This is a genomic window from Lutimonas sp. (assembly GCF_051011215.1).
Lineage (GTDB): Bacteria > Bacteroidota > Bacteroidia > Flavobacteriales > Flavobacteriaceae > Lutimonas.
The window spans coordinates 1-26,961 of sequence record NZ_JBPCUJ010000102.1 but is presented as its reverse complement, the minus strand read 5'-3'; the positions used below and the strand labels follow the sequence as shown (position 1 = coordinate 26,961).

Below are 26,961 nucleotides of genomic sequence, written 5' to 3'. Positions count from 1 at the left end.
AAAACAAAAAACCCACAACTACCGTTGTGGGTTTTAACTTATGCGGAGAAAGAGGGATTCGAACCCCCGGAGGTGTGACCCTCGCTGGTTTTCAAGACCAGTGCATTCGACCACTCTGCCATTTCTCCATGAGTGTATTCGATTGCTCAAATGCGAGCGCAAATATAAAACGCTTTTTTGTTTTACTAAAGTATTTTATAATTTTTTTTCTACTATTTTAAATTAAAGTTCTAATTAAATAAATGCTACTTTTATCGCTTATTTTTTCAGATGGAATTAGAATTGATCCTATTAGCGTTTATTGGCCTGGTCACTGGTGTCATAAACACCTTGGCTGGAGGTGGTTCCTTATTGACCTTACCCATGCTCATCTTTTTAGGATTACCGCCAAGTGTCGCCAATGGAACCAATCGGGTAGCTATCTTGATTCAGAGTATTGTAACGAACGCTGGATTCAGGAGTAAAGGGATCAACACCTACCCTTTTAGTATATATTTTGGTATTTCCGCCACTTTGGGTGCCATTTTAGGAGCTCAGCTTGCCATAGAAATTGACGGGGCCTTATTTAATAAAATTCTTGCTATTATAATGGTTGTTGTGGTCGCATACCTGGTATTCAATCGAAAAACAAGGCTTGAAGACCTTGTTGAAAGGGTGAGTGGTAAACACCTATGGATCAGTATCATTTTATTTTTCTTTGTTGGTATTTATGGCGGATTTATTCAGGCTGGCGTAGGTTTCTTAATGTTGCTGGTTCTGTCAGGTATTAACAGATTTTCTTTGGTAAAAAGCAATGCCTTAAAAATTGTTATTACTGGGATTTATACCGTGTTTGCTGTAATCATATTCTATATCAACGATAAAATTAACTGGGAATATGGGTTGATACTTGCAGCTGGAAACGCTATTGGGGGATGGTTTGCAAGTCGGTGGTCTGTATCTAAAGGTGATGGACTGGTAAAAATTTTCCTCGTCGTTATGGTCATCATCATGGCTGTCAAACTTTGGTTTTTTACCGATTAATATCAAAGGATTTTAAATTAGTAATTGGAATGTTTTTATGATCAACTGAATCTACTTTGGACAAAGGAGATCCGCTTTTCAGAAATTCCAAAAATAAACTTAATTGAGCCTCCTCTCCCTGCGCCTCTGCATACACACTCCCATCGGGCTCATTTCTCACAAAGCCTGTCAAACCTAATGAAAGTGCTTCGTCACAGGTATACTTTCTAAACCATACACCTTGTACCAAACCGCTTACTTTTATCTGATAATTTCGAATCATAAATTCATCCACAGTTATTATTTTTTCCAACCTGGGAAAAGCCTTTTATGAGCTACACTTTTTACCCCTGTCAAATTTAAAACTAAAAATCCAAAACTTATTAGTTCTTGTTTTTCACTTGTCACATATTATAGTAACTTTGCTTTTCGTTTTTTTTAATTCAATTTTCATGAGTAATTCAATAGGTAATCTTTTTAAACTAACAACATTCGGAGAATCGCACGGACCTGCCATTGGGGGTGTTATAGATGGATTTCCGGGAGGAATAGAGCTTGACCTTTCATATGTTCAGCAGGAGCTTGACAGAAGAAAGCCTGGTCAATCTAAAATTACCACTCAAAGAAAAGAGCCGGATCAGGTGGAGTTTTTATCGGGAATTTTTGAAGGAAAATCTACCGGAACATCCATAGGTTTTCAAATTAAAAATACGAATCAAAAGAGTAAAGATTATTCTCATAATGTAGATGTGTACCGTCCTTCTCATGCAGATTATACCTATGATCAGAAATATGGGGTAAGGGATCACAGAGGTGGAGGAAGAAGTTCTGCAAGGGAAACAGCCAATTGGATCGTCGGTGGCGCCATCGCTAAACAGCTCATCAAAGATGTCAAAATAACTGCATTTACGTCTTCCGTCGGTGAAATATTTATTGACAAACCATACCAGGATTTTGATTTTGCAAACATTGAGCAAAATATCGTTCGTTGTGCCGATCCTGACACGGCGGAAAAAATGATCAGCCATATCAGTGAGGTGAAAAAACAAGGTGATACCGTTGGAGGAACCATTACCTGCGTCATTCAGAACATTCCAATTGGATTAGGAGAACCCATCTTTAATAAATTACATGCCGCACTGGGACAAGCTATGCTCTCCATAAACGCCGTAAAAGGTTTTGAGTATGGAAGTGGTTTCTGTGGTGCAAAAATGAAGGGCAGTGATCACAACGATTTGTTTAATCAGGATGGATCGACCAAGACCAACCTGTCTGGAGGCATTCAAGGAGGTATTACGAATGGAATGGATATTTACTTTAGAGTTGCTTTTAAGCCTGTAGCTACCTTGATTCAAAAACAAGATACCATCGACTCTAAAGGAAATAATGTAGAAATGCAGGGACGAGGCAGACATGATCCCTGTGTTGTGCCAAGAGCTGTTCCTATTGTTGAAGCATTGGCCGCCATGGTCATGGCAGATTTTTACTTATTGGCCAGAGCCAGAAGCTAGATCTTTACCAATAATTTTTTTCCATTTTGATTTCCTTCCGGAAAAGGCTTTGAACTTTTCACAGGAGGCAGTGATATCGCGTATGACTTTTTCCTCATCTACTCCAATGATGGAAGCATATTTTTTTCCTATAATCTGAATCATGGAAGGCGTGAGCGATAAACGGTTGAAATTATCAATTCGCTGTTGATAATCCATTTTTTCGAATTTCATTCGATTCAAATCAATCAGGTAAAAGTCGTACTTCCCCTCACCCTTTTTACAGATCAAGGTATTCCCTTTGGAATGATCAAAATGGTGAATTTGTTTTTCATGTAAAAGATGGGTAAACTCTGTAAATTGCTCCAAAATCCTAACCCTGTCCGGATAATTTTCATCGATCAGTTTCTCAAAATTCAAATCGTAATTTAAATTTTTTGATACATAAAAACTATTGGTCAATCCTATTAAATTACTGTATTCTACATAGCCCAAGGGTTTTGGTGTTAGAATTCCTTTTTGAAGAAGTTTTTTCCCGTACTCAAAAGAACGTCTGGCCTTGGACTTCCTAACATATTTATAGGCAAAACGATTAATCAAGTGTGGCTTTTGAAAGGACTTAACATTCCATAGCTCATCGCCAACGTCAAATACTTTGATGGTATTTCTCTTCTGCCAAAAAATCTTTCCGGAATTATTGAATGACTGTATAATATCATTGATAGTATTCTCAATGCTATTGTCGTCCACATATGTTTTGATCATTTCAATTTCCCTTTAAAGTTTAGACTTCTAGCCAATTGCATGGATGTAGTTCAAAAAATTAATCTGCGTAAATGTAATAATTATGTCTCATTTAAAATAAAAATTTAATTCATGCGTTTAAGTTTAAGTTGGATTTGAAAAGTTCAACTCACTTCCCTCAAATAACAATTTTCTCACAATAACAATCTAGACAGAGTTTCTGTATAGAGCTAAATGTTGCCTTACTTCGTGTAATGGAGACATGTAAAAAGTATGAATTTACAATTAATTACTCTTTACGGATTAATTAATAGAATAATAAATGGCTGTACCTTAGTTGGTTAAAGCCCCTGAAGATCCCTTTTTTTTGGACCGCTATTGGAAGATAAAAATTCCTTGGCGGTCTTTTGTTTTAAAATAAAGGCACAAAAAAACTGCTTATTTTCATAAGCAGTTCTCAATTATGTTTATTCAGTTAGCTGGTTACTTCTTCAGCGCTTTATAAGATCCTACATTCGTTTCTTCCTGTACTCTGAACATGCCACTCCCGCTCGGGAATTCTGTAATATTATACATGATTGAATCTGTAGACAGCTCTGTATTTTTAAGATGCTGTGCAAGATCCTGCAACACATCCTCTCTGTTCAATTCATCATTGGTATCCAACACCAGTACATTCTCTGGTATGTTTAATACATTAATTGCACTAATAGAACTCTCGTTGAACTCAGTATTTGTGATGGCTTCCTTAAGTTCATAATGATCTATACCAAGGCCTTGTGTCGTATGTTGACCTTCATCATTATATACAAATCTTACCTGAAATTCATCATTTAAAAATTCACTTACCTCTAATAATACGACTTCATTCATACCTGTATTTTTTGGCGAAGAGGTATCTTGAAAATAAACTTCCTTCCATTTCTTACCGTCATACACTTCAATCGAGAATTCTCCCTTTTCATCTTCTACCTGAAGATTGTAGGTGACCTCAATCTGAGCGTCATCAATATTCGTCAAATCAGCAACAGGCGTCGTCAAGCTCGTTCTGTCATTTGACCTGTTACCATGAACATGATCATTAAACAGCGCAGCACCTGAGTCAAACTCCGATTCAATCGTAGGACCACTGTTAGGCATTACACCGGTATATCCAAACTGCCATCCTGTGGCGTTTGAATTAATCTCATAGATCCACCCAGCAGGAATCTCCGATTGGTCAAAACTTTCTTCTTGTATTTGTGCGGACATCGCTTGATTTATAAGCAAAGCAACTAGTAATAATCCGATCTTTTTCATTGTAATTGTTTTTGTTTTACCCATTTATAACGTTGTAAACCCAATTATATTTCATTCTTGCTCACAACTTGAATGCTAATATTTCCTTAAAATTTTTTAATAAATCCTACATGTTCATCACATTTCTTTTGGAATAAATTATCTTTGCTCGAATTTTAAAAATAACAAGACATGAACGACGGTTTATATGCAAAAATAAAAAGCTCAAAGGGAGACATCCTTTTAAAGCTTGAGATGGAAAAAACGCCTGGTACAGTTGGTAATTTTGTAGCACTTGCTGAAGGAAACTTAGAGAATTCAGCCAAGCCTCAGGGTGAGAAGTATTATGACGGCTTAAAGTTTCACCGTGTTATTCCTGATTTTATGGTTCAAGGTGGTTGTCCGTTAGGAACAGGTACCGGCAACCCTGGATATAGTTTTGAAGATGAATTTCATTCAGATTTAAAGCATGATAAACCAGGCATACTGTCAATGGCAAATGCCGGACCGGGCACCAATGGTAGTCAATTTTTTATCACACATGTACCAACTCCATGGTTAGATAACAAACATACCGTTTTCGGAGAAGTTCTGGAAGGACAGGATATTGTTGATGCTATTGCTCAGGACGATCTTATTGAGAACATGGATATTATAAGAGTTGGAGAGGCTGCAACAGCTTTTAATGCCGTTGAAGCTTTTAGAACATTTGAAGGAGCCAGAGAACAACGTATTGCTGAAGCCAAAGCGAAAATGGATGCAGAACTAGATAAATTGGCAGCCGGTTTTAATAAAACAGATAGTGGCTTAAGGTATCAGATCATTCAAAAAGGTTCAGGTGCTCAGGCAAGCCAGGGAAAAAATATATCAGTTCATTACAAAGGTCAATTAGCTGATGGACGGGTTTTTGATTCTTCTTATGACAGAAAACAGCCAATTGACTTTACTGTAGGAGTTGGACAGGTCATCAAAGGATGGGATGAAGGTTTGCAATTATTAAAAGTGGGTGATAAAGCCCGATTGGTAATTCCTTCTCATCTGGCTTATGGTTCTCAAGGAGCTGGAGGTGTCATTCCACCGGATGCTACCCTTATTTTTGACGTAGAGTTAATGGATGTAAAATAATCGTATCCTTTTTCCAGAAAAGCATCTGATTTAACAATCAGGTGCTTTTTTGTTATAGAGTTTTGTTGTAACTTCACTTATAAATTGAACAAAACCATGAAGTTTTTTAATAGATTCATTTGGTCCTGCATCATTTTGATGGGACCATTATACCTTGAAGCGCAGGAAGAAGAAAGTAATCCACTCCTTACTGATAAGTTCTATGTGGAAGCAGGAGTATTCATTCCGCAAAAAGATGTCAAATTTGGTGCCGATGGAGATTTAGGAGAAGATATTGACTTTGGAAGAACCTTTGATTTTAATGATAATCAAGCCACATTTTTCTTCAATGGTGAATGGCGATGGAATAAAAAATGGCGATTAACAGGTGAATATTTCGCGGTTAACAACGCGTCTAGGGTAACTTTGGATAGGGATATCGTTCTCGACAATATCACCTTTGAAGAAGGCACCTTTGTGAGAGGCGGTGTCGAGTTTGCGCTATTTAGAGTGTTTGTAGGAAGAACTATTTCAACGGGTCCCAAACATTCATTGGGTGCTGGATTGGGAGTACATATGGTGAATATTGGTGCCTTCCTGGAAGGTGAAGTGAGAACTGATCAAGGAGATAAAGAATTTAGAGCTCCCAGAACCAGTTTTTTAATACCACTTCCAAATTTAGGTGCTTGGTACCACTGGGCTCCTACCCCAAAATGGGCCGTGTCTACCAGACTTGATTACTTCGGAATTTCTATTGATAAATACTCGGGAGGATTATGGAATATAGCTCCAGGTCTCAAATACCAGATTATTCAGAATTTTGGAGTAGGTTTGGATTATCGTTTTTTCTTCTTAAATGCTAAGGTAAGCGATGACCTTTGGCAGGGAGAGTTTGATATGAATTTTTCTGGCCCCTTAGTTACTTTACACGGTAATTTTTAATAAAAATGATGCAATCAGACCCTTTAGAACACCTGAAATATCCAATTGGTAAAGCAAAAATACCTGATGAAATAACCAAGAAGGATATTGAAAAATGGATTAGTATTTTGGAATCATTTCCGAGAAAAATGCGTCTCATTACCCAAAAATTAACCGAAGAACAATTAAATACACCCTACCGGGAAGGTGGTTGGACGGTTCGCCAAGTGGTGCATCATGTGGTTGATAGTCATTACAATAGTTACATTCGATTCAAATGGACTTTAACTGAAGATAAACCAGTAATCAAGGCCTATTATGAAGAAAGATGGGCTGAATTGGATGATTATAAAGCACCCATAGAACTATCGCTTCTGGCACTTGAAAGTCTTCATGCCAAATGGGTATATCTACTAAAGAGCTTATCAGAGACCGATCTCAAAAGAGTTTTTATCCATCCAGAGACAAATGAAGAAGTTTCTTTGGAAAAAAATATCGGCATCTATGCCTGGCATGCCAAACATCATTATGCCCATATAGGAAACCTGTTAACCAGCAGAGACTGGTTTTAAAAATCAGATTCAGTCATGTTTCCATTTAATATTGCAGCCCATACTTGGTTTTTGAATGGCCGTTACCCCTTTACCGGCCAACAATAGATCCAGTGCATTTCTGAGATCTGCTCCTGTCACAGGCCGATTATTTCCGGGCCTGGAATCGTCTAATTGCCCTCTGTATTTCAGTTTCATCTCTTTGTCAAACACAAAAAAATCCGGCGTACAAGCCGCCTGATATGCCAACGCCACTTCCTGAGTTTCATCATATAAATAAGGAAATGAATAGCCTTCTTTTAGCGCAACCTGTTTCATCAATGCCGGACCGTCTTGAGGATAATTATCCACGTCATTTGATGAGATCGCCACAAACCCGACTCCTTTTGGCTGATAATCGCGGGCCAAATTCACTAATTCTTGATTTACATGAATCACAAAAGGACAGTGATTACAAATAAAAAATACAACGGTTGCATCCTTTCCTTTTATCTGATTCAAATTTATCATTCGGTCTGACACGGAATCTAATAATTCAAAATATGCCGCGGTTGAATCGAGTGGCAGCATATTAGAAGCTGTATTTGCCATAAATCACAATTTATTTTTATATTTACTTTGTTCTTATCACAAAAATAATCTTTTTAAAAGGATTCGAATCATTGGTTAATTAGGACTTTAATGCAAAGTTTATTGCACGGAGAGGGACGGATATCCTATTATTAATTGAATCAACAACTATGAAAACAGCACAGCAATGGTACGATGAATATGCCGTAAGCCATCAAAACGAAACGAATCAGAAAATACATTATATATGTGTTCCTGCGATCTTTTTCAGTATCGTGGGAATGATTATGAGTATTCCTTCAGGATTCCTTCAAAATACATTGGGCATTGCAAATCCTATGATTGGCAACTGGGCGAGTGTAGTCATGGTTTTATTGCTTGTTTTTTATATCCGATTATCATTTACCTTGTTTTTGCGAATGCTTGGTTTTGGTGTTCTTTGCATCATAGGAAACTATTATTTAGGACAAAATCTGCCTTTGTTTTTTACTTCGCTGGCTATTTTTGTGGTTGCCTGGATCGGGCAATTTTATGGACATCATATTGAAGGTAAAAAACCTTCCTTTATTAAAGATTTACAATTTCTCCTTATCGGACCTGCCTGGGTGCTGGAAAAACTATCTAAGTAATGAATGCTGAACATATTTCATTTGAAGATTTTCAGAAAGTAGATGTACGTGTCGGAACCATTATAGAAGTCAATGATTTTCCTAAAGCCAGAGTACCCGCTTTTCAGCTTAAAATTGATTTTGGCAGCCTCGGGATAAAGAAATCAAGTGCCCAGATAACATCCTTATATACTCAAGAATCCTTGGTAGGAAAAAAAATTATTGCTGTCGTTAACTTTAAAGTCAAACAGATTGCAAATTTTAAAAGCGAATGTCTTGTTTTAGGTATTCAAAATGGACTAGATGTTGTACTTTTATATCCTCAGGATAGTGTTGCAAACGGGACACAAGTACTTTAATTCAAACCTAATTTCTCATTGTATTAAGCATGTCAATGACAACAGAATTGCTTCAACTTTCGAATGATCTGACTGGTGATTTATTTACAGATGATCTTCATAAAAATATATATGCCACGGATGCCTCCGTATACAGAAAGATTCCCTTGGCGGTGGCGTATCCGAAAGGAGATTCGGATATCAAAACCCTGATTGATTTTGCAACTAAAAACAAGGTGTCTCTGGTACCAAGAACTGCAGGTACATCACTGGCGGGCCAATGTGTGGGGGAAGGTATTATCGTTGATACCTCTAAGCATTATACGCGTATTCTTGCCTTTGATGAAAAGAGTGCAACCATCCGGGTAGAACCGGGTATTGTTCGAGATGAATTAAATGAATTTCTAAAACCTTTTGGATTATTTTTTGGACCCAATACATCCACCTCAAATCGTTGTATGATTGGTGGTATGGTAGGAAATAATTCTTCTGGAACAACATCCATACAATATGGAGTTACCAGGGACAAGGTGCTCGCATTAAATTGTACACTCTCTGATGGTTCCAGTTGTACTTTTGAAAGCATTGGAAAAAAGGAATTCAAAGAGAAACTGAAAGGTAATTCTCTTGAAAGCAAGGTTTATAATTTATTATACACTGAATTATCCAAACAGGAAGTACGACAAGAAATTATAAATGAATTTCCGAAGCCATCAATTCACAGAAGAAACAATGGCTATGCCATTGATGCCATCCTCGAAAATGAAGTCTTTTCAGATAGTGAAAAGCCAATAAATCTAGCTAAATTACTTTGTGGAAGTGAAGGAACACTGGCGTTTACAAATGACATCACACTTTCTTTAGACAGCCTTCCTCCTGCCCATAACCTGATTGTTGCTGCCCATTTTCATAGCATTCAAGAAAGTCTGGAAGCCGTTGTTTCAGCCATGAATCACAACTTATTTACCTGTGAATTGATGGACAAAACGATTCTGGACTGCACTAAAAATAATCGGGAACAGATCAAAAACAGGTTTTTTATAGAAGGTGATCCTGCTGCTATACTGATGCTGGAACTTTGTGATACTGATCCAGAAATTGTCAAGAAAAAAGCGCAGATTCTAATTGAAGAACTAAAGGAAAATAATTTTGGTTATGCCTATCCTGTTTTACTGGGTGAAGAAATTGATAAAGCCTTGTCCTTAAGAAAAGCAGGGTTGGGGTTATTGGGAAATATTGTTGGTGATCGAAAGGCAGTGGCATGCATCGAGGACACGGCAGTAGAAGTCAATGATCTTCCGAAGTATATTGCGGAATTTACCGCCATGATGGAAAAGTATGGTCAGGAGGCTGTATACTATGCCCATGCAGGTGCCGGAGAACTGCATTTAAGACCAATTCTTAACCTTAAATCCGGCGAAGACATCCAACTTTTTCGGGAAATAACCAGTGAAGTTGCCAAATTAGTGAAAAAATATAAGGGTGCCATGAGTGGTGAACACGGGGATGGTATTGTCAGATCGGAATTTCTCAGTCTGATGCTGGGCAAAAAGAATTATGATTTGATGAAACGGATCAAACAGACTTTCGATCCTAACCAACTACTAAATCCGGGAAAAGTAATTGATCCCTGGCCGATGGATGCTTCCTTACGGTATGTTCCCGATCGCGAAGAACCCACTATAGAGACAATTCAAAATTTTTCAGATTCTGAAGGGATTTTAAGAGCAACAGAAAAATGTAACGGATCCGGAGATTGCAGAAAACCTGTATTTGCCGGAGGAACGATGTGCCCGAGTTACAGAGCTACAAAAAATGAAAAGGATACGACAAGGGCGCGTGCAAACCTGCTGCGTGAATATTTAACCAATAGTGAAAAATCGAATCGCTTTGATCACGAAGAACTAAAAGAAGTATTTGACCTATGTCTAAGCTGCAAAGCTTGTGCCAGTGAATGCCCGAGTAATGTAGATGTTGCTGCACTCAAGGCAGAGTTCCTGTACCAATATCAAAAAGAAAATGGAGTTAGTTTTAGAACGCGCTTGTTTGCAGATAATGTGAAATATAATAAATTAGGGGCTATCGCGCCATCTCTTGCAAATCTGGTCTTAAACACGAATATTGCAAAGAAAATAATGGGGGTCGCCACCGAAAGAAGTATTCCAAAACTTGCTTCCATGACAGCGAGAAAATGGTATTCTAAGAATAAATATCGATTTGAATCCGGCAGTATCAAAAATGGAGCATTGTACCTGTTCATTGATGAATTTACGGAGTTTTACGACGATCAGGTAGCAAAAGATGCTGTGGAATGTTTGCATAAACTAGGCTATGAATTGATCATAACGGATCATGAAGAAAGCGGACGGAGTTTTATTTCAAAAGGACTGCTTGATGAAGCCAAAGATTTGGCGAATAGGAATGTAGAGTTTTTTAGAGAAAAGGTAAACCAGAACAGCCCTTTGGTTGGCTTAGAACCTTCTGCCATCCTTACTTTTAGAGACGAATACCTACGATTAGCAGACGACAATGATGCAGCTACTCACCTGGCAAGTCATTGTTATACCATTGAAGAATTTATAGAAAGAGAAATTAAGAAAGGGCATATTACAAGGGATCAATTCACCACCAAAGCAAAAACCATCAAAGTTCATGGACATTGTCAGCAAAAATCACTTTCAAATATGAAAGCCACTTTCTCTATGCTGAGTTTACCTCAGAATTTTGAAGTAAGTATTATGAATACAGGGTGCTGTGGCATGGCTGGCTCTTTCGGTTACGAAAAAGAGCACTATAAAATCAGCATGCAGGTCGGTGAAGACACGCTGTTTCCTAAGGTTCGAAATTATGATAATTCAATAGAAATAATTGCTGCAGGAACAAGCTGCAGACATCAGATAAAAGACGGAACGAATAGATTGGCAAAACATCCAATTAGCCTATTCAGAGAAGCCCTAAAATAATTTTTGCAGACAATGTAAATTTAATTAATTTTAGAGCCCTCTTAAATTAAACTAGAGAACAGTTATAATAGCAGCAATTAAGGTAGCCTTAGTGAATGCATCGAAATCAAATAAAGCAAAAACTATTGACTATCAGCTTATTATAATTTTATTAATCAAATAACATTGAAATGAAAAAATTCATCACTGTTTTATCTTTCACCTTTTTTTTATGTTTTTCAACCATTAGTTATGCACAGGCTGACGCCCAAACGGGACCTAAACCTTCTCTTGACAATGGAACTATAGAAAGTCAATTCGATTATTTATACAGAAAATCAAGTTCTTATCAAGAGTATAAAGTCGTAAAAAAGACTTTTTATCAGAAAATAAAAGGGAATGTTCTTGATTCGATGCAAGGACTCAAGAAAGACCTGAGTGACACAAAAAAATTAGTCGAGGTTCAAGGAAATGAAATTAAAAGTTTAAAATCAGATCTTGAAAAAACGAACAATAATCTTACTTCGGTTACAAAAGAAAAAGACAACATTAAATTCTTAAGTATCCCAATGACAAAATCTTCTTATAACAGTTTGTTATGGACGATTATCTTCAGTTTGGTTGCCTTGCTTCTCTTTTTCATCTTTAGATTTAAATCCAGTAATTCCATCACGGTTCAAGCCAGGGATTTATTGAGTGATACTGAGAAAGAATTTGAGGCTTATAAAGCAAAGGCGTTGGAAAGAGAACAAAAGGTACGACGTGAATTACAAGATGAGCTGAACAAGCAAAAATATGCCGATAAAAAGGGTAAGAAATAACCTTACTTAATCACCACATAAAGAAACCGAATACATCATGTATTCGGTTTTTTTTTGCATTTAGAATTCCCACTCTCCTTTCCTTGATTTACATAGAATAAAACTTTGGTGAGATTTTATTAAATTGCTATCAGCTAAAACTTTAATCCATGACCCTGAAAACAGTATTCTTATTAGCATTTGTATTCCTTTCCGTAAATCTATTTGCACAAACCAGACTTGTAAAAGAAAAACAGGAAATCAACAAGATCATTGAAGCGCATCAAAAAGAACTAATTACTATTAGTGATGCGATCTGGGCAAAAGCCGAAACGGCCTTTGAAGAATATGAATCTTCCAAAATCCTGTCCGATTATGCCGAAAAAAATGGTTTTACTGTAGAAAAAGGAGTGGCAGGAATGCCAACAGCCTTTGTGGCAAGCTACGGCAGTGGCAAGCCTGTTATCGGGATTTTAGGTGAATTTGATGCCCTGCCCGGCATATCTCAAAAAGCACTGCCAACTAAGGAAGCCTTGGAAGCTGGTGGTGGCGGACATGGCTGTGGTCATAACCTATTTGGTACAGCCAGTTTAGGTGCAGCCATTGCCATAAAGGAGCTAATGGAACAAGGAAAAATAAAAGGTACCATCAAGTTTTTTGGCACACCTAGTGAGGAAAAGTATTTTGGTAAAATCTGGATGGTCAATGCCGGACTTTGGGATGATGTTGATGTCAATATGAGCTGGCACCCTCATGCCTCCACTGAGGCAGATGTGCAAAGTTCCTTGGCTTTAATTGATTTCAAGGTGGAGTTTTTTGGACAGGCTGCTCATGCCGCAGCTGATCCCTGGAATGGGCGCAGTGCATCAGATGCACTCGAGCTTTATACGGCAGGAATCAATTATTATCGAGAACATGTCAGGCCAAGCGTTCGAATGCATTATCATATACAGGATGCCGGAGCCGTGGTGAATGTTGTACCCGATTATTCAAAAGTCTGGGTGCGTATCCGAGACTCCAAAAGATCAGGAATGTTACCTGTTTATGAGCGGGTAAAGGAAATGGCTGAAGGAGCCGCAATAATGGCGAATGTAGAGTATAAAATCTCTTTAATTTCTGGAATCTATGAAATATTGGTAAACAGAGCTGGTGGAGAAATTTTGCAGGAAAATCTTGAACTACTGGGTCCCATTTCTTATACCGAGGAAGAAATTGCCTTCGGAAAAAAAATACAGGCTGAAACAGGTAAACCGCAGCTAGGTTTAGATAGCAATATCACACCTCTAAAAGAGACCCGAAAAAACCCGGGAGGAGGTTCCACAGATGTAGGAGATGTGAGCTGGAATGTGGCAAATATTAACCTGAGGGTAACAACTGCACCAAAAGATACTCCATGGCATTCATGGGCCGTCGTTGCCTGTGGAGGAATGTCTATTGGTCATAAAGGAATGATCTATGCCGCTAAGGCCATGGCGATGACCATGTTTGATCTTTACAAAAGTCCTAAGAAAGTACAGGAGGTCAAAGATGAATATATGACCAGAAAAGGAACTGAGGTGTACAAAGCTATGATCCCGGAGGGGCCTCCACCGATTCCAGCTAAATAAAATGAAAATGCAGGTTGCTATGAATAGGTGCCTAACTGTATGTTTGAATGTGATTCCAGGTAGTCAAGTGCATTTGTTCCTTCATTAAATAAAAGGTCCAGCACACTCAAATTTCCAATAAATCCATGCTTGTCATCAAACACCTGTGTATAGGGTCGAAGGTCATATACAGGCATCTTTTTAGCATTGGCCAAAAATCTTATATCTTTATGATCCGTATGGCTGTCACTATAGGATGCTGTAAATGAATAGTCTTGTTCCAACTGAAGACAGTCCTTTACCAATTCATAGGAATGTAGGTTCAAATCAAGTAAAAAATCATGTGACTTCTTAAAAATCTGCATAATTTCATCTTCATAATACTCAAAAAACGGCGAAGATCTGTACGATGACTCAAGTGATTTGATCATGTTTTTCTTCCATGAAAAACTATGATCAATTTTAATATCCTTGGTTTTTTGTCTTTTTCCAGTCCTGCCATGCTGAATTGGTACACTCAACAATTGCTTCCCATTAGCTCCATAGATATAGCAACGATTTCGGTAGGTCTGCTTCTGAAAATTATCATGATTTTCAAAAACAACCGTTTTTTGTCCAGACATCTTCGCAAATTGAATGATAGGTCCGAAAAATGTTGGTTGTACTAACAAAATTTTAAATTAATTTATGCCGCTTTTTTTCTTTTTCTAAACCAATTAACTCCGTATAGTACCAATACAAGTCCAAGCACAGGAAAGAAAAATGAAATCGGCTTCCCACTGCCACCAACGGTGGTGAACAATCGTTCCCATCTCACTTTATCCAGCCCTTGGCCATCAGAATTCCAACTGAACCAGATAAATACAGGCTTACCAACCACATGGTCATAAGGTACATATCCCCAATATCTTGAATCCTCAGAATTATGTCTGTTATCACCCATCATCCAATAATAATTTTGTTGAAAGGTATAGGTGTCTGATGGATCAGCACTTCCATTTAGGTAAATCTTACCATTTTCAACACGGATACTGTTCTTTTCATATTCTACGATAATCTGCTTATAAAATGGTAAGGTTTGCGTGTTCAAAGCAACTGTTTTACCTTCTTCTGGAACATAAACTGGTCCGAAATTGTCTTTATTCCAATTCAGAGAGTTTACATTGGGAAAAACAGCTTCTCCCTGTCCTTTCGGCGTTAAGCGCTTTGTTAGACTTTTAACCGTTGGATTCTTCGATATTAGCTGCGCATCTTCATCTGAAAGATTTAAGATATAATTACCATCCTGTAACCTTCCTCCTTCTCTTACATGGTATCGACTTTTCAAACTTTTAACGCTTAAGGCCTTTCCTTCTGTATCAGTTTCATAGAAAAACTGCAACCTTGCCCTATCCGGCAATACATTCTTTTCTCCATTGATATACACATATCCGTCTCTGATTTCCAGAGAATCTCCCGGTACACCCACACAACGTTTTACATAATTAGATTTTTTATCAATGGGCTTTCGAATCCTTCTATTCGTTTTTTTGAAAAACTGTTCAACCGTATCGACAGGCCAGCTAAAAACCACGATATCATTTCGTTTTATTTTTTGCAATGCCGGCAAACGCATATAGGGTAATTGTGGGAATTTTAAATAACTTTTGGTTTTAACCAGTGGCAAGGTATCATGTACCATCGGTGCAGCAACCGTAGTCATCGGTACCCTGGCACCGTAATGAAACTTACTGACAAACAAAAAATCTCCTATCAATAAAGATTTCTCTAAAGAAGAAGTGGGAATGGTATAAGGCTGCATAAAATAGGTATGTACCAATGTTGCTGCAATCACCGCGAAAGCGATAGAACTTACCCATTCTCCAGTAGCGGTTCTTGGTTTTAAACTCCTTTCCTCTATATAGGAGACATCTTCCATATAGTTCACATAATAGATATAAAATCCAAGTGTCAATACCACTAAAAAGGAATCTTTTGTTGTGTTTTTACCAAAACTCCGAATTGTTTCAATCCAAACAATTGGAAACATCAATAAATTGATGATGGGTATAAACAAGAGAATCACCCACCATTTAGGTCGGTTGATAATCTGCATCAGTACCACTGCATTGTATATGGGAACTATGGCTTCCCAGGCCTTTCTTCCTGCCTTCACATATAATTTCCAAGTGCCCAAAAAATGAACAACTTGCAATATGAGTATAAAAAGCAACCACTGTGTTAAGGTCATAACTGTTTTTTTTCTTATTTATCTTAATTAGTATCTATGTCTGATGGTTTGTTACCTTTTTTTAAAGATAATTTTATAAACCCAAGACATCTTTCATGTTAAATACTCCTTTTTTATCGTGCAACCATTCTGCTGCAACTACGGCCCCCAAGGCAAAACCTGTTCTGTTAAATGCGGTGTGTTTGATCTCAATTGAATCAATGGATGAAGTATAAGAAACCTGATGTGTTCCAGGAACTTCTCCTTCTCTTTTTACGTTGATGAACAAATCATCCGATGAAGGAGTTTCAATGTTCCATTGTTGTTTATCTGAATTTGAAATAATATCATCCGCCAAGGTAATAGCCGTGCCACTTGGCGCGTCCAGTTTATGGATATGGTGAATCTCTTCCATCGACACATCATACTCAGCTATTTGATGCATCATTTTTGCCAGATACGCATTCAGGTTAAAAAACAGGTTAACTCCTATACTGTAATTAGATGCATAAATAAATGCGCCTTCTTTTTCCTGACAATAGGTTTTAATGTCCTCAAATCTATCCAACCATCCTGTTGTTCCTGAGACCACAGGTACCTTCGAGTCTATACAGTTCTTAATATTATCAAAAGCTGCCAAAGGATGGCTAAAATCGATGGCGGCATCCGCAATGCTAAGATCCACCTCCTGGGGTTCCACATCTTTTTTAATCACTATTTCGTGCCCACGTTCCAAGGCTATTTTTTCTATGGCCTTTCCCATTCGACCATATCCTAATAATGCAATTTTCATTTTCTAATCTCTCCTTTTGTTAAAAGTCAAATTTTAAATTCAATCCTGCCATGGTTTGATTATCAACCGGATTGACATAAAGGGTTGGTTTCCATGACAAATTTCGATTAAATGCCTTGTCATCAAGATGGGCATCAACATTTGCTTCTATTATATTCAAAGCATACAATCCAATGGTAATAAAAAGAGCCAGGTCCCTGTTTTTCTTTAAAACTTCCTGTGCCCTGATCAAACCATCATCACTAATATTCGGATTGGTGCCCGTTCCGTCAAATTCATCCGGTCTTCCTGATATCCTTAGTTTATAGGCGTCCTGATACCGTTCATATTCTTTCTGATTATCTACCACAAAATACACTCCTGTACCAAGAGCCGCGTAAACGATGGGTATCTTCCAATATTTTTTATTGTAGGCCTGTCCTAAACCCGGTAAAACTGCTGAATAAAATGCAGCCGTAGCCGGTGACAGTGGATCAATCTCCTGTGACTCCAGAGAAACAACCCCTTCAACAACAACTTCATCTCCCACAATCTCATCAGATACTACCTCTTTCTTTTCCTCCTTTTTATCTTCCTCAACCTCTTGAGCAAAACCAGGATTCCAACAAAAAATGCAAATTAGTAGGCTATAAATAACTTTTTGCAGCATTTACTCAAGTAATTTTTTGATGCGGGCAAAATCTTCTTCAGAATGAAAAGGAATAATAATCTTTCCTTTTTCCTTTCCAGAAACTTTTACATCAACTTTATGCCCAAGATAGGTACTCATGTCTTTAATACCTTGCTTTAAAAATTCAGGAATCTCTTTTTTTACAGCTGGCGGGGTTGCCAATGGCTTTCCTTCCTTTACGCTTTTAACCAATTGTTCCGTTTGTCTTACGGATAGCTTGTCTTTGATAATCTTTTGATAAATTTCAAGCTGCACATCGGCATCATAAATATTGATCAAAGCCCTTCCATGCCCCATACTTAAAAAACCATCCCGGATACCTGTCTGAATAATCGGGTCAAGTTTCAACAATCTTAAAAAATTGGTTACTGTCGACCTGTTCTTTCCCACACGAACACTTAATTGTTCCTGCGTTAGCTTTACTTCTTCGATCAATTGCCTGTATGACAACGCCACTTCAATGGGATCCAGATCCTTTCGCTGGATATTTTCAACCAGGGCCATTTCAAGCATTTCCTGATCATTTGCAATTCTGACATAGGCAGGAATTGAGGCGGAACCAATTAATTTAGAGGCTCTGAATCTACGTTCCCCTGACACCAGCTGAAACTTATTTCCTTCTAATTTGCGGACAGTAATTGGTTGAATAACACCTAATTCTCTTATTGAACCCGCCAGTTCCCGTAAAGCCTCTTCGTTAAAATTTGTCCTTGGCTGAAACGGGTTTACCTCTATCGCTTCCAATTCTATCTCAACAATATTGCCAACTAATTTTTCAGCATTTTTATCCTGAATCGAAGTGATATCCTCATTTGTATCACTCAGCAAAGCTGATAATCCTCTTCCTAAAACCTGTTTCTTAGTTGCTTTGGCCATCGTTACTGTTATTTTTTATTATTTCATGAGCCAAATTAATATAATTAACGGCTCCTCTGCTAGTGGCATCATACGAAATGATACTCTCACCAAAACTAGGTGCTTCTCCTAATCTAATATTTCGCTGAATTATAGTTTTAAAAACCATATTGTGAAAATGTTTCTTCACCTCGGCAACCACCTGATTGGAAAGTCTTAAACGAGAATCATACATTGTCAGCAACAATCCTTCTATTTCAAGTTCAGGATTATGAATTTTTTGAATACTCTTAATCGTATTCAACAATTTACCCAATCCTTCTAAGGCGTAATATTCACATTGAATTGGAATGATTACGGAATCTGAGGTCGTCAAGGCATTGACAGTGATCAAACCCAATGAAGGAGCGCAATCTATAATGATATAATCGTAGTCTGCTTTTATTTCATCCAATGCCGTTTTCAACATATATTCCCGCTGATCTCTGTCAACAAGTTCTATTTCAATCGCGACCAGATCTATATGAGCCGGTATAATATCCACATTGGGCGAATTCGTTTTCACTATAGCTTCTCGTGCCTTTACTGTATGTTCGAGCACCTGATAGGTCCCTTTTTCAACACTTTCAACTTCAATTCCTAATCCTGAAGTTGCATTCGCCTGAGGATCTGCATCAACAAGTAATACTTTTTGCTCCAAAACCCCTAAGGATGCCGCCAAATTAACAGTAGTTGTTGTTTTACCAACCCCTCCTTTTTGATTAGCAATCGCTATAATTTTTCCCATTCAAATAATGAATTTTAATCGCTGTAAAAATACAATTATTTATGAGCTTATGAAACGAAGTTTTTAACATACAAGGCCTGCTTATTCACAAGTGAGCAGCCTCATAGAAAATAAGGCTACGCAAATTGTTGGTAGCGAATCATGTACTCAGAAAAATTGAGAATTTTTGAAGCTAATTCTGAGCGCTATTTGCTCTTTTTACTTCGAATCATCATTTCAAGCATATCCCACATTTGCTCAGGAATCTTTTCCAACATATTGAATTCTCCTGCTCCTTTCAGCCATTCTCCGCCATCTATAGTGATGACCTCTCCATTTACAAATGCTGAATAATCAGAAACAAGGTAAGCCGCAATGTTCGCTAACTCTTGATGATTTCCTAATCTACCGACAGGAATTTTCTTTTTCATATCGAACTCATCCTTCAGCTCTCCGGGCAACAATCTATCCCAGGCCCCTTTGGTAGGGAACGGTCCGGGAGCTATGGCATTGGTTCTGATTCCATATTTGGCCCATTCCACCGCCAATGATCTGGTCATCGCCAAAACACCCGCTTTAGCTGTAGCTGAAGGCACCACATATGCTGAACCGGTCCAGGCATACGTTGTTACTATATTTAAAACCGTTGACTTTTTTTGTTTGACATCTATCCAATGTTTCCCCAAAGCCAAGGTACAGTTCTTAGACCCTTTTAAAACTATATCTATGATCGTATCAAATGCGTTGGCAGACAATCGTTCCGTCGGACTGATGAAATTACCCGCCGCATTATTTACAAGCGCATCTACTTTACCAAATTTTTCCAGCGTAGCTGCCAGCATGGCTTCGACCTGATCGTAATGTCTCACATCGCAACTTACCGGTAAAACAGTTCCTCCTGTTTTTTCTTCTAATTCTTTGGCAGTTGTTAACAACTTGTCCATATTCCTTGAACTGATCACCACATGAGCTCCTAATTCGAGAAAATAGGTTGTCATGGCCTTGCCTAACCCACTGCCACCACCTGTAACAATAATAACTTCGTCTTTTAATGCGTTGTCCCGTAACATGGGCTTGTTATAATCCATAGATTTTCTTTTTACACAAAAATACACTTTTAAATTGTTAAAAACTTGAGTAGTTTAATTGTTTTTTTTATTTCATGCTTGTCAGAACTAAAAACCTTTGTATATTTGCCGGACTTTTAGAGAAAAATTAGGACTATACCCAATTATTAAGATATATAGAAATGAAAAGAACGTTCCAGCCATCGAATAGAAAGAAAAAAAACAAACACGGATTTCGTGAAAGAATGTCAAGTGTGAATGGAAGAAAGATTTTGGCTAGAAGAAGAGCCAAAGGAAGAGCTAAACTTTCAGTGTCATCTGATCCAGGTCATAAAAAATAATATGTCTAAACATATATATATTGAAGGTGTTACTTTTATTAGTAACACCTTTTTTTATACCTAAATTTTAAGGACAATAAATAATTCTGATAATTAATTACTTTTCAATAAATTAGCCTCAAAAAATAAAAAAGAATGCCAAAAAACAATTCCATAAAATCGATTTTAATTATAGGTTCTGGTCCAATAGTTATCGGCCAAGCTTGTGAATTTGACTATTCAGGAACCCAAGCAATCAGGTCATTACGTGAAGAAGGTATCGAAGTTGTTTTGATTAACTCGAATCCAGCAACCATTATGACAGATCCTCAGATGGCTGATCATATATATCTGAAACCTTTAACGACAAAATCTATCATAGAAATTCTAAAGAAACATGATATTGATGCTGTTTTACCTACCATGGGGGGACAAACGGCCTTGAATTTATGTATAGAAGCGGATGAGAAAGGGATTTGGGAAGATTTTAATGTAGATTTAATTGGGGTAAATATTGATGCGATCAATATTACTGAAGACCGTGAACAATTTCGTGAATTGATGCTTAAAATTGGTGTTGGCATGGCGCCACAGGCAACTGCTACATCCTTTTTAAAAGGAAAAGAAATTGCACAGGAGTTTGGATTTCCACTGGTAATCCGCGCCTCATATACCCTGGGAGGTGCAGGTGCATCTATAGTTCACAGAAAAGAGGATTTTGATGAGCTTTTAAGCAGAGGATTGGAAATTTCTCCAATTCACGAAGTAATGATTGACAAAGCTTTATTAGGCTGGAAAGAATATGAACTGGAATTACTGCGTGATAAAAATGACAATGTAGTTATTATTTGTACCATTGAAAATATGGACCCTATGGGGATTCATACCGGAGATTCAATCACAGTTGCTCCGGCGATGACGCTTTCGGATACTACTTTCCAGCGCATGAGAGACATGGCCATCAAAATGATGCGTAGTATCGGTGATTTTGCAGGAGGATGTAATGTGCAGTTTGCTGTGAGTCCTGATGAAAAAGAAGATATTATTGCCATTGAGATAAACCCAAGAGTATCAAGATCTTCTGCCCTTGCATCTAAAGCAACTGGGTATCCAATTGCCAAGATTGCTTCGAAATTGGCCATTGGTTATTCGTTGGATGAACTTGATAATCAGATCACAAAAACAACATCAGCTTTATTTGAACCTACACTCGATTATGTTATTGTAAAAATTCCTCGCTGGAACTTTGATAAATTTGAAGGTGCAGAAAGAACTTTAGGCTTGCAGATGAAGTCTGTTGGTGAAGTTATGGGAATTGGAAGATCATTTCAGGAAGCCCTTCACAAGGCAACGCAATCTCTCGAAGTAAGTCGTAACGGCTTGGGTGCAGATGGTAAAGGGTTGAAGGATTACAATCAGATCATTGAAAAACTGGAAAATGCCAGCTGGGACCGCGTATTTATTATTTATGATGCGATTCAGATGGGTATTCCGCTGAACAGAATCCATGAAATCACAAAAATTGACATGTGGTTTTTAAAACAGTATGAGGCGCTGCATTTACTTGAAAAAGAAATTAGCTCCTTTAACAATTTAGAATCCTTACCAAAATCATTGTTATTAGAGGCAAAACAAAAAGGGTTTGCCGACAGACAAATTGCCCATATGATAGGCTGCTGGGAAAGTGAAGTTCATAAAAAACGTAAAGATTTAAATATCAATAGAGTATTTAAGCTTGTTGATACCTGTGCAGCAGAATTTAAGGCTGAAACTCCTTACTACTACTCTACCTTTGAAAGCGATATGATTGTTGACGGAAAATCGTATTCTGAAAATGAGAGTGTGGTTACTGATAGGAAAAAAATTGTAGTACTCGGATCCGGACCGAATAGAATTGGTCAGGGAATAGAATTTGATTACTGTTGTGTTCATGGTGTGCTGGCTGCGAAAGAATGTGGCTATGAAACCATCATGATCAACTGTAATCCAGAAACTGTTTCTACAGATTTTGACATCGCTGACAAGCTCTATTTTGAACCTGTTTTCTGGGAACATATCTGGGACATTATTCAGTTAGAACAACCTGAAGGAGTAATTGTACAATTAGGTGGACAAACGGCGCTGAAGCTTTCAGAAAAACTTAGTAAGTACGGAATAAAGATTATCGGAACGAGCTTTGAAGCCCTAGATCTGGCCGAAGACAGAGGTAATTTTTCAGAATTATTGACAAAATTAGACATCCCGTTTCCTCAATTCGGAACGGCCACTTCAGCCGATGAAGCAGCAGCTATCTCTGATGAATTACATTTCCCAATACTGGTGAGACCTAGTTATGTATTAGGTGGTCAGGGAATGAAGATTGTGATTAATAAAGATGAGCTGGAAAGTCATGTGATCGATATTTTAAGAAAAATACCAAACAACGTTCTTCTTTTAGATCATTACCTGGATGGCGCCATTGAAGCGGAAGCTGATGCCATTTGCGACGGAGAAAACGTCTACATCATTGGAATTATGGAACATATTGAACCTTGTGGAGTTCACTCGGGAGATTCCAATGCAACCTTACCTCCATTTAATTTAGGAGAATTTGTAATGCAGCAAATCAAAGATCACACGCATAAAATTGCCATCGCTTTGGAAACAAAAGGATTGATCAATATACAATTTGCGATAAAAGACGATACCGTATATATTATTGAAGCCAACCCAAGAGCCTCTAGAACGGTTCCGTTTATTTCTAAAGCTTATAATGAGCCATACGTGAATTATGCCACGAAAGTCATGTTAGGTGAGAATAAGGTAACAGATTTTGATTTCAAACCACGTTTAGAAGGTTTTGCCATCAAACAACCCGTATTTTCGTTTAATAAGTTTCCAAATGTCAATAAGAATCTTGGACCTGAAATGAAATCTACAGGAGAAAGCATTCTGTTTATTGACAGTTTAAAAGATGATGACTTCTATGAATTATATTCTAGAAGAAAAATGTACTTGAGTAGATAAGTACTCATAGTTAAAAATAAAAAAGCCCTGATCTGTATCAGGGCTTTTTTTTGATTCTTTTGTTTGCTGATTAGGTGAAACAAACAACACCGCTCGCTACATCATAAATAGCACCAACAATTTTTATTTCATCATTCGTTTCCATTTCAGCCAGAATAGGACTTTCTTTTCGAATCCTGTCAATAGACATTTCAATATTTTTCAACGCGACCTTTTCAATGGCCTCAGGAGTGGCTTCACCTCCCATAGCCGCAGATACAGCTGGTTGAATCTTACTTAATAAATGGGTGATATTTCCCAACTCCACATGCTTACATGCAGCTGTGACCGCGCCACATTTGGTATGTCCTAAAACAACGATCACCTTAGAACCAGCTACTTTACATGAATATTCCAAAGATCCAAGAACATCTTCATTAACAATATTTCCTGCGACTCTTACATTAAAAATATCCCCGATTCCCTGATCAAACACCAATTCGGCCGGTACCCTTGAATCGATACAACTGAGTAAAGCTGCGAAGGGGAATTGCCCTCCACTGGTTTGCCCTACCTGAGATAAAAAATCTCTTTCAGAAGCCGCCTTATCAACAAATCTTTTATTTCCGTCCTTCAACCTGTCTATAGCAGCCTGTGGGCTTGTCTTATCCTGTAATTCTTTTGTAAATGTTTGCATATTATAATTTTTACCTAAAAATACAATTTTTTTGGAAAATGAGGGCGTGACTAAAGTTCCTCTTTACTGAGGTCTCTCCTTCATACAGATAAAACCTTTAACTCGTCCAATATTTCTTAGGTTTCACAAAACAATCATTCTCCTAAAAAACTTATATTTGCTCAAAAAATTGACTCATGAATTATATTTTATTTGATGGTGAATACAGGGATAACTTACTCCCTCTCACTTATACAAAGCCTGTTGCTGATCTTAGGATTGGTATACTTACCATCAGAGAAAAATGGGAAAAGCATTTAGGATTTACCACCACTACCATCACTGAAGATTATCTTTCCGATAAGTTCCCTATGGTGGAAATGGAAGAAAATGTTCTTATAAATGCTTCCATTTTACCGACAGTTGCTTTGGCTGAGATGATAATGAACTTAAAGACTTCTGAGGCAATTTACCAATCGGGGGAGCTTCTCGCATTTTTTAGTAATGAAAATGAAGAAGTGGATTTAAATACATTCCGAACCATTGAATTTTCAGAAGATCTGATTCAAATAAAACACAGCTGGGATCTTTTCACCCATAACGGAGAAGCTTTAGAAGCTGATTTCGATCTTATTACTGAAGGAAGAACTTCTGCACCAATACCTGACTCGGTACATTGTATCAACAGAGGTCGTATTTTCCTTGAAGAGGATGTCGACATTGAAATAGGTGTTTTAAATGCCGGTAAAGGAGCCATTTATATTGGCAAGCATGCTCAGGTAATGGAAGGCAGCATGATTAGAGGACCCTTTGCCATGGGAGAACACTCTGTGGTAAAAATGGGCACCAAAGTCTACGGACCGACCACCCTTGGACCAAAGAGTAAAATTGGTGGAGAAGTAAATAATGCCATTCTATCGGGGTATTGCAGCAAGGGTCATGACGGGTATTTAGGAAATGCTGTGATCGGAGAATGGTGCAACCTGGGTGCAGACAGTAACAATTCCAACCTTAAAAATAATTATGCCAATGTGAAAATCTGGGAGTATGCGCAAGAAAGGTTTGTCGATACGGGCTTACAGTTTTGTGGATTGATCATGGGGGATCATTCTAAATGCGGAATCAACACCATGTTTAACACAGGTACTGTTGTCGGAGTGAGTGCCAATATTTATGGAAGTAATTTTCCTAGAAATTTTATCCCTTCTTTTTCCTGGGGAGGTGCTGCGGGCCTAAAAACCTATGCGCTTGCGAAGGCTCATGAAACAACAAAATTGGTAATGAATCGAAAAAACGAAGCGTATACCGAAGATGATCAAAAGATCATGGAACATATCTTTGAAACATCCTCCAAATACAGAGCGAAATAGATGATGAAACGAATTGTTGTTCTTACCGGAGCCGGAATGAGTGCTGAAAGTGGCATTAACACTTTTAGAGATGCTGATGGCCTGTGGGAGGGACACAATGTAATGGATGTTGCCTCGCCGGAAGGTTGGTTTAGAGATCAGGACCTGGTGCTGGATTTTTATAATCAACGAAGAAGACAACTCGCTGAAGTTTTACCAAACAAAGGACATCAGTTACTGGCCGATCTGCAGGATGAATTCTCTGTTGAGATTGTAACACAGAATGTGGATGACTTACATGAAAGAGCCGGAAGCAAACAAGTGTTGCATCTTCATGGAGAATTAAAAAAAGTAAGAAGCACCAGCAATGAGGCATTGGTCTATGACTGGACTGAAGATCTCATTAAAGGCGACCTCTGTGAATTAAAAAGTCAATTAAGGCCGCACATCGTCTGGTTTGGAGAATCAGTTCCACTATTAGATACGGCGATTGAAATAACCTCAAAAGCAGATATCTTAGTGATCATAGGCACTTCCATGCAGGTATATCCGGCAGCAAGCCTTGTAAATTATATAGAAACAGGTATTCCAATATATTTTATAGATCCAAATCCTGCCATTCAAGCATCAGCATTCAACAACCTCACTATTATTCCTGAAAAGGCTACAACAGGTGTTGAAAAATTTATAGAATTTATATTGAATTCTTAGACAGAGAGCATCTTATGCATGGCTTCAAAAAGCTTTCCATCTGATACAACACCTCCCTTTTGAACTACATCAAAAATCTCAATGCTTCTCTCGGATTTATACTCCTTTTTACCTTTTAAATATTCAATTCTTGGATCCTTGGAATTATCCAAAAGCCAGTCAAAATCCTTGGTATCTAATAAATTGATTCCTTCTTTATTCACTTTTACCACGATTCTTTGCATATCTTTTTCATTGCATTTGAAAAGATTTAAAGCATCTTTTGAAAAATGTTCTAAATAACCTGTTTTATTCAAGACCTTTTCCCACACAAAATCGCTAAAAACCTCCAATTCCTTTTCAGCCAATTCAGGTTGCTCTTCTTTAATTTTGGTCCATTCTTTTTCATCAATACTTTGAGCCGCTAAAAAAACCGCAAACTCGTCGCTCAACTCTTCAAACTGCTCCTTAGTGAGCTTGGCAAATTTCATCATATCCTTTGAATCAAATCAATCAGTGGTATGCACTGATTATTATTTATTTTAAAATGCAAAAGTAATCAAAAACAAAAATAATGTTGTATATTTGCACGCTTAAAAATTAACAATTTAATAGTTATTATTATGAATCATTACGAAACTGTTTTC

The 26,961-nt window shown here is 37.7% G+C and carries 27 protein-coding genes and 1 tRNA gene; 14 read left to right on the top strand and 14 right to left on the bottom strand.

Annotated elements, in window-relative coordinates; all coding sequences use genetic code 11:
- Positions 1-43 precede the first annotated feature (43 nt).
- Positions 44-128 (bottom strand) — tRNA-Ser (locus ACR2MV_RS09205).
- Between the two features lie 142 nt (positions 129-270).
- Here ACR2MV_RS09205 and ACR2MV_RS09200 point away from each other — a divergent pair.
- Entirely contained in the window at positions 271-1,023 is a 753-nt protein-coding gene (locus tag ACR2MV_RS09200) for a sulfite exporter TauE/SafE family protein (RefSeq protein ID WP_434021618.1), read from the top strand.
- On the opposite strand, the gene ACR2MV_RS09195 is transcribed toward ACR2MV_RS09200, so the two are convergent.
- Positions 1,013-1,315, bottom strand: a complete 303-nt coding sequence (locus ACR2MV_RS09195) for an acylphosphatase (protein WP_434021617.1) — start codon at positions 1,313-1,315, stop codon at positions 1,013-1,015. The genes ACR2MV_RS09200 and ACR2MV_RS09195 overlap by 11 nt on opposite strands.
- A 139-nt stretch (positions 1,316-1,454) precedes the next feature.
- On the opposite strand from ACR2MV_RS09195, the gene aroC reads away from it, so the two are divergent.
- Entirely contained in the window at positions 1,455-2,513 is a 1,059-nt protein-coding gene (gene aroC, locus ACR2MV_RS09190) for a chorismate synthase (protein ID WP_434021616.1), read from the top strand.
- Here aroC and ACR2MV_RS09185 read toward each other — a convergent pair.
- Positions 2,490-3,257 carry a lipopolysaccharide kinase InaA family protein gene (locus ACR2MV_RS09185; RefSeq protein WP_434021615.1) on the bottom strand — a complete coding sequence of 256 codons (768 nt, stop codon included), beginning with the start codon at positions 3,255-3,257 and terminating at the stop codon, positions 2,490-2,492. The two genes, aroC and ACR2MV_RS09185, sit on opposite strands and share 24 nt — an antisense overlap.
- Before the next feature lie 462 nt (positions 3,258-3,719).
- Complete coding sequence (locus ACR2MV_RS09180; protein WP_434021614.1) at positions 3,720-4,535, bottom strand: hypothetical protein; 816 nt, start codon at positions 4,533-4,535, stop codon at positions 3,720-3,722.
- A 171-nt stretch (positions 4,536-4,706) separates the two neighbouring features.
- On the opposite strand from ACR2MV_RS09180, the gene ACR2MV_RS09175 reads away from it, so the two are divergent.
- The 3 genes from ACR2MV_RS09175 (at position 4,707) to ACR2MV_RS09165 (ending at position 7,111) form a co-directional block, all read left to right on the top strand.
- Complete coding sequence (locus ACR2MV_RS09175) at positions 4,707-5,639, top strand: peptidylprolyl isomerase (protein WP_434021613.1); 933 nt, start codon at positions 4,707-4,709, stop codon at positions 5,637-5,639.
- A 96-nt stretch (positions 5,640-5,735) separates the two neighbouring features.
- Positions 5,736-6,560 carry a hypothetical protein gene (locus ACR2MV_RS09170; protein WP_434021612.1) on the top strand — a complete coding sequence of 275 codons (825 nt, stop codon included), beginning with the start codon at positions 5,736-5,738 and terminating at the stop codon, positions 6,558-6,560.
- Positions 6,561-6,565: 5 nt separating this feature from the next.
- Positions 6,566-7,111 carry a YfiT family bacillithiol transferase gene (locus ACR2MV_RS09165; protein ID WP_434021611.1) on the top strand — a complete coding sequence of 182 codons (546 nt, stop codon included), beginning with the start codon at positions 6,566-6,568 and terminating at the stop codon, positions 7,109-7,111.
- A 9-nt stretch (positions 7,112-7,120) separates the two neighbouring features.
- Here ACR2MV_RS09165 and ACR2MV_RS09160 read toward each other — a convergent pair whose 3' ends face one another.
- Positions 7,121-7,681 carry a thioredoxin family protein gene (locus tag ACR2MV_RS09160; RefSeq protein WP_434021610.1) on the bottom strand — a complete coding sequence of 187 codons (561 nt, stop codon included), beginning with the start codon at positions 7,679-7,681 and terminating at the stop codon, positions 7,121-7,123.
- Between the two features lie 149 nt (positions 7,682-7,830).
- On the opposite strand from ACR2MV_RS09160, the gene ACR2MV_RS09155 reads away from it, so the two are divergent.
- The 5 genes from ACR2MV_RS09155 (at position 7,831) to ACR2MV_RS09135 (ending at position 13,955) form a co-directional block, all read left to right on the top strand.
- The gene (locus tag ACR2MV_RS09155) at positions 7,831-8,289 is read left to right on the top strand and encodes a DUF962 domain-containing protein (protein WP_434021609.1); all 459 of its coding nucleotides are present in this window, start codon (positions 7,831-7,833) and stop codon (positions 8,287-8,289) included.
- Complete coding sequence (locus ACR2MV_RS09150) at positions 8,289-8,627, top strand: tRNA-binding protein (protein ID WP_434021608.1); 339 nt, start codon at positions 8,289-8,291, stop codon at positions 8,625-8,627. Before ACR2MV_RS09155 ends, ACR2MV_RS09150 begins: the two co-directional genes overlap by 1 nt.
- A 29-nt stretch (positions 8,628-8,656) precedes the next feature.
- Positions 8,657-11,569, top strand: a complete 2,913-nt coding sequence (locus ACR2MV_RS09145; protein ID WP_434021607.1) for an FAD-binding and (Fe-S)-binding domain-containing protein — start codon at positions 8,657-8,659, stop codon at positions 11,567-11,569.
- A gap of 170 nt (positions 11,570-11,739) precedes the next feature.
- Positions 11,740-12,369: a tRNA (guanine-N1)-methyltransferase gene (locus ACR2MV_RS09140; RefSeq protein ID WP_434021606.1), complete on the top strand. Its 630-nt coding sequence runs from the start codon at positions 11,740-11,742 to the stop codon at positions 12,367-12,369.
- Positions 12,370-12,518: 149 nt separating this feature from the next.
- On the top strand, positions 12,519-13,955 hold the full coding sequence (locus ACR2MV_RS09135) for an amidohydrolase (protein ID WP_434021605.1): 1,437 nt from the start codon (positions 12,519-12,521) through the stop codon (positions 13,953-13,955).
- Positions 13,956-13,972: 17 nt separating this feature from the next.
- Here ACR2MV_RS09135 and ACR2MV_RS09130 read toward each other — a convergent pair whose 3' ends face one another.
- The 7 genes from ACR2MV_RS09130 to ACR2MV_RS09100 form a co-directional block, all read right to left on the bottom strand.
- Positions 13,973-14,605: a WbqC family protein gene (locus ACR2MV_RS09130; protein WP_434021604.1), complete on the bottom strand. Its 633-nt coding sequence runs from the start codon at positions 14,603-14,605 to the stop codon at positions 13,973-13,975.
- 14 nt (positions 14,606-14,619) lie between these two features.
- Complete coding sequence (gene lepB / locus ACR2MV_RS09125) at positions 14,620-16,164, bottom strand: signal peptidase I (protein ID WP_434021603.1); 1,545 nt, start codon at positions 16,162-16,164, stop codon at positions 14,620-14,622.
- A 73-nt stretch (positions 16,165-16,237) separates the two neighbouring features.
- The gene (gene dapB, locus ACR2MV_RS09120) at positions 16,238-16,936 is read right to left on the bottom strand and encodes a 4-hydroxy-tetrahydrodipicolinate reductase (protein WP_434021602.1); all 699 of its coding nucleotides are present in this window, start codon (positions 16,934-16,936) and stop codon (positions 16,238-16,240) included.
- Positions 16,937-16,955: 19 nt separating this feature from the next.
- A complete protein-coding gene (locus ACR2MV_RS09115) occupies positions 16,956-17,585 on the bottom strand; it encodes a DUF5683 domain-containing protein (RefSeq protein WP_434021601.1) in 630 nt (209 codons plus the stop codon).
- Complete coding sequence (locus tag ACR2MV_RS09110; RefSeq protein ID WP_434021600.1) at positions 17,586-18,482, bottom strand: ParB/RepB/Spo0J family partition protein; 897 nt, start codon at positions 18,480-18,482, stop codon at positions 17,586-17,588. It abuts the gene before it with no gap.
- Complete coding sequence (locus ACR2MV_RS09105) at positions 18,466-19,248, bottom strand: ParA family protein (RefSeq protein WP_434021599.1); 783 nt, start codon at positions 19,246-19,248, stop codon at positions 18,466-18,468. The genes ACR2MV_RS09110 and ACR2MV_RS09105 overlap by 17 nt, the downstream gene beginning before the upstream one ends.
- A 185-nt stretch (positions 19,249-19,433) precedes the next feature.
- The gene (locus tag ACR2MV_RS09100; protein WP_434021598.1) at positions 19,434-20,315 is read right to left on the bottom strand and encodes an SDR family oxidoreductase; all 882 of its coding nucleotides are present in this window, start codon (positions 20,313-20,315) and stop codon (positions 19,434-19,436) included.
- 161 nt (positions 20,316-20,476) lie between these two features.
- Between ACR2MV_RS09100 and rpmH the strand changes: the two genes are divergently transcribed.
- Both rpmH and carB read left to right on the top strand, forming a co-directional pair.
- The gene (gene rpmH / locus ACR2MV_RS09095; protein WP_290292076.1) at positions 20,477-20,635 is read left to right on the top strand and encodes a 50S ribosomal protein L34; all 159 of its coding nucleotides are present in this window, start codon (positions 20,477-20,479) and stop codon (positions 20,633-20,635) included.
- 135 nt (positions 20,636-20,770) lie between these two features.
- Positions 20,771-23,620 (top strand): carbamoyl-phosphate synthase large subunit, encoded by a 2,850-nt coding sequence (gene carB / locus ACR2MV_RS09090; RefSeq protein ID WP_434021597.1) that lies wholly within the window; start codon positions 20,771-20,773, stop codon positions 23,618-23,620.
- A gap of 70 nt (positions 23,621-23,690) precedes the next feature.
- Here the strand turns inward: carB and ACR2MV_RS09085 are convergent, their stop codons facing one another.
- Complete coding sequence (locus ACR2MV_RS09085; RefSeq protein WP_434021596.1) at positions 23,691-24,296, bottom strand: carbonic anhydrase family protein; 606 nt, start codon at positions 24,294-24,296, stop codon at positions 23,691-23,693.
- A 176-nt stretch (positions 24,297-24,472) separates the two neighbouring features.
- On the opposite strand from ACR2MV_RS09085, the gene ACR2MV_RS09080 reads away from it, so the two are divergent.
- Both ACR2MV_RS09080 and ACR2MV_RS09075 read left to right on the top strand, forming a co-directional pair.
- Positions 24,473-25,645, top strand: coding sequence for a GlmU family protein (locus ACR2MV_RS09080; RefSeq protein WP_434021595.1), 1,173 nt, complete (start codon positions 24,473-24,475; stop codon positions 25,643-25,645).
- A 3-nt stretch (positions 25,646-25,648) separates the two neighbouring features.
- A complete protein-coding gene (locus tag ACR2MV_RS09075) occupies positions 25,649-26,335 on the top strand; it encodes an SIR2 family NAD-dependent protein deacylase (RefSeq protein WP_434021619.1) in 687 nt (228 codons plus the stop codon).
- Here ACR2MV_RS09075 and ACR2MV_RS09070 read toward each other — a convergent pair.
- Entirely contained in the window at positions 26,332-26,808 is a 477-nt protein-coding gene (locus tag ACR2MV_RS09070) for a DUF6495 family protein (protein WP_434021594.1), read from the bottom strand. The two genes, ACR2MV_RS09075 and ACR2MV_RS09070, sit on opposite strands and share 4 nt — an antisense overlap.
- Between the last annotated feature and the right edge of the window lie 153 nt (positions 26,809-26,961).

Bases quoted from the DNA above. Each gene is read 5' to 3' on its own strand.
- ACR2MV_RS09170 (WP_434021612.1), top strand. From the start codon at position 5,736: ATGAAGTTTTTTAATAGATTCATTTGGTCCTGCATCATTTTGATGGGA.
- ACR2MV_RS09175 (WP_434021613.1), top strand. From the start codon at position 4,707: ATGAACGACGGTTTATATGCAAAAATAAAAAGCTCAAAGGGAGACATC.
- ACR2MV_RS09135 (WP_434021605.1), top strand. From the start codon at position 12,519: ATGACCCTGAAAACAGTATTCTTATTAGCATTTGTATTCCTTTCCGTA.
- carB (WP_434021597.1), top strand. From the start codon at position 20,771: ATGCCAAAAAACAATTCCATAAAATCGATTTTAATTATAGGTTCTGGT.
- ACR2MV_RS09140 (WP_434021606.1), top strand. From the start codon at position 11,740: ATGAAAAAATTCATCACTGTTTTATCTTTCACCTTTTTTTTATGTTTT.
- ACR2MV_RS09100 (WP_434021598.1), bottom strand. From the start codon at position 20,315: ATGGATTATAACAAGCCCATGTTACGGGACAACGCATTAAAAGACGAA.
- ACR2MV_RS09110 (WP_434021600.1), bottom strand. From the start codon at position 18,482: ATGGCCAAAGCAACTAAGAAACAGGTTTTAGGAAGAGGATTATCAGCT.
- ACR2MV_RS09180 (WP_434021614.1), bottom strand. From the start codon at position 4,535: ATGAAAAAGATCGGATTATTACTAGTTGCTTTGCTTATAAATCAAGCG.
- ACR2MV_RS09155 (WP_434021609.1), top strand. From the start codon at position 7,831: ATGAAAACAGCACAGCAATGGTACGATGAATATGCCGTAAGCCATCAA.
- ACR2MV_RS09105 (WP_434021599.1), bottom strand. From the start codon at position 19,248: ATGGGAAAAATTATAGCGATTGCTAATCAAAAAGGAGGGGTTGGTAAA.
- lepB (WP_434021603.1), bottom strand. From the start codon at position 16,164: ATGACCTTAACACAGTGGTTGCTTTTTATACTCATATTGCAAGTTGTT.
- ACR2MV_RS09150 (WP_434021608.1), top strand. From the start codon at position 8,289: ATGAATGCTGAACATATTTCATTTGAAGATTTTCAGAAAGTAGATGTA.
- ACR2MV_RS09200 (WP_434021618.1), top strand. From the start codon at position 271: ATGGAATTAGAATTGATCCTATTAGCGTTTATTGGCCTGGTCACTGGT.
- ACR2MV_RS09145 (WP_434021607.1), top strand. From the start codon at position 8,657: ATGTCAATGACAACAGAATTGCTTCAACTTTCGAATGATCTGACTGGT.
- ACR2MV_RS09075 (WP_434021619.1), top strand. From the start codon at position 25,649: ATGAAACGAATTGTTGTTCTTACCGGAGCCGGAATGAGTGCTGAAAGT.
- ACR2MV_RS09165 (WP_434021611.1), top strand. From the start codon at position 6,566: ATGATGCAATCAGACCCTTTAGAACACCTGAAATATCCAATTGGTAAA.
- ACR2MV_RS09185 (WP_434021615.1), bottom strand. From the start codon at position 3,257: ATGATCAAAACATATGTGGACGACAATAGCATTGAGAATACTATCAAT.
- dapB (WP_434021602.1), bottom strand. From the start codon at position 16,936: ATGAAAATTGCATTATTAGGATATGGTCGAATGGGAAAGGCCATAGAA.
- rpmH (WP_290292076.1), top strand. From the start codon at position 20,477: ATGAAAAGAACGTTCCAGCCATCGAATAGAAAGAAAAAAAACAAACAC.
- ACR2MV_RS09070 (WP_434021594.1), bottom strand. From the start codon at position 26,808: ATGATGAAATTTGCCAAGCTCACTAAGGAGCAGTTTGAAGAGTTGAGC.
- ACR2MV_RS09115 (WP_434021601.1), bottom strand. From the start codon at position 17,585: ATGCTGCAAAAAGTTATTTATAGCCTACTAATTTGCATTTTTTGTTGG.
- ACR2MV_RS09080 (WP_434021595.1), top strand. From the start codon at position 24,473: ATGAATTATATTTTATTTGATGGTGAATACAGGGATAACTTACTCCCT.
- ACR2MV_RS09085 (WP_434021596.1), bottom strand. From the start codon at position 24,296: ATGCAAACATTTACAAAAGAATTACAGGATAAGACAAGCCCACAGGCT.
- ACR2MV_RS09160 (WP_434021610.1), bottom strand. From the start codon at position 7,681: ATGGCAAATACAGCTTCTAATATGCTGCCACTCGATTCAACCGCGGCA.
- aroC (WP_434021616.1), top strand. From the start codon at position 1,455: ATGAGTAATTCAATAGGTAATCTTTTTAAACTAACAACATTCGGAGAA.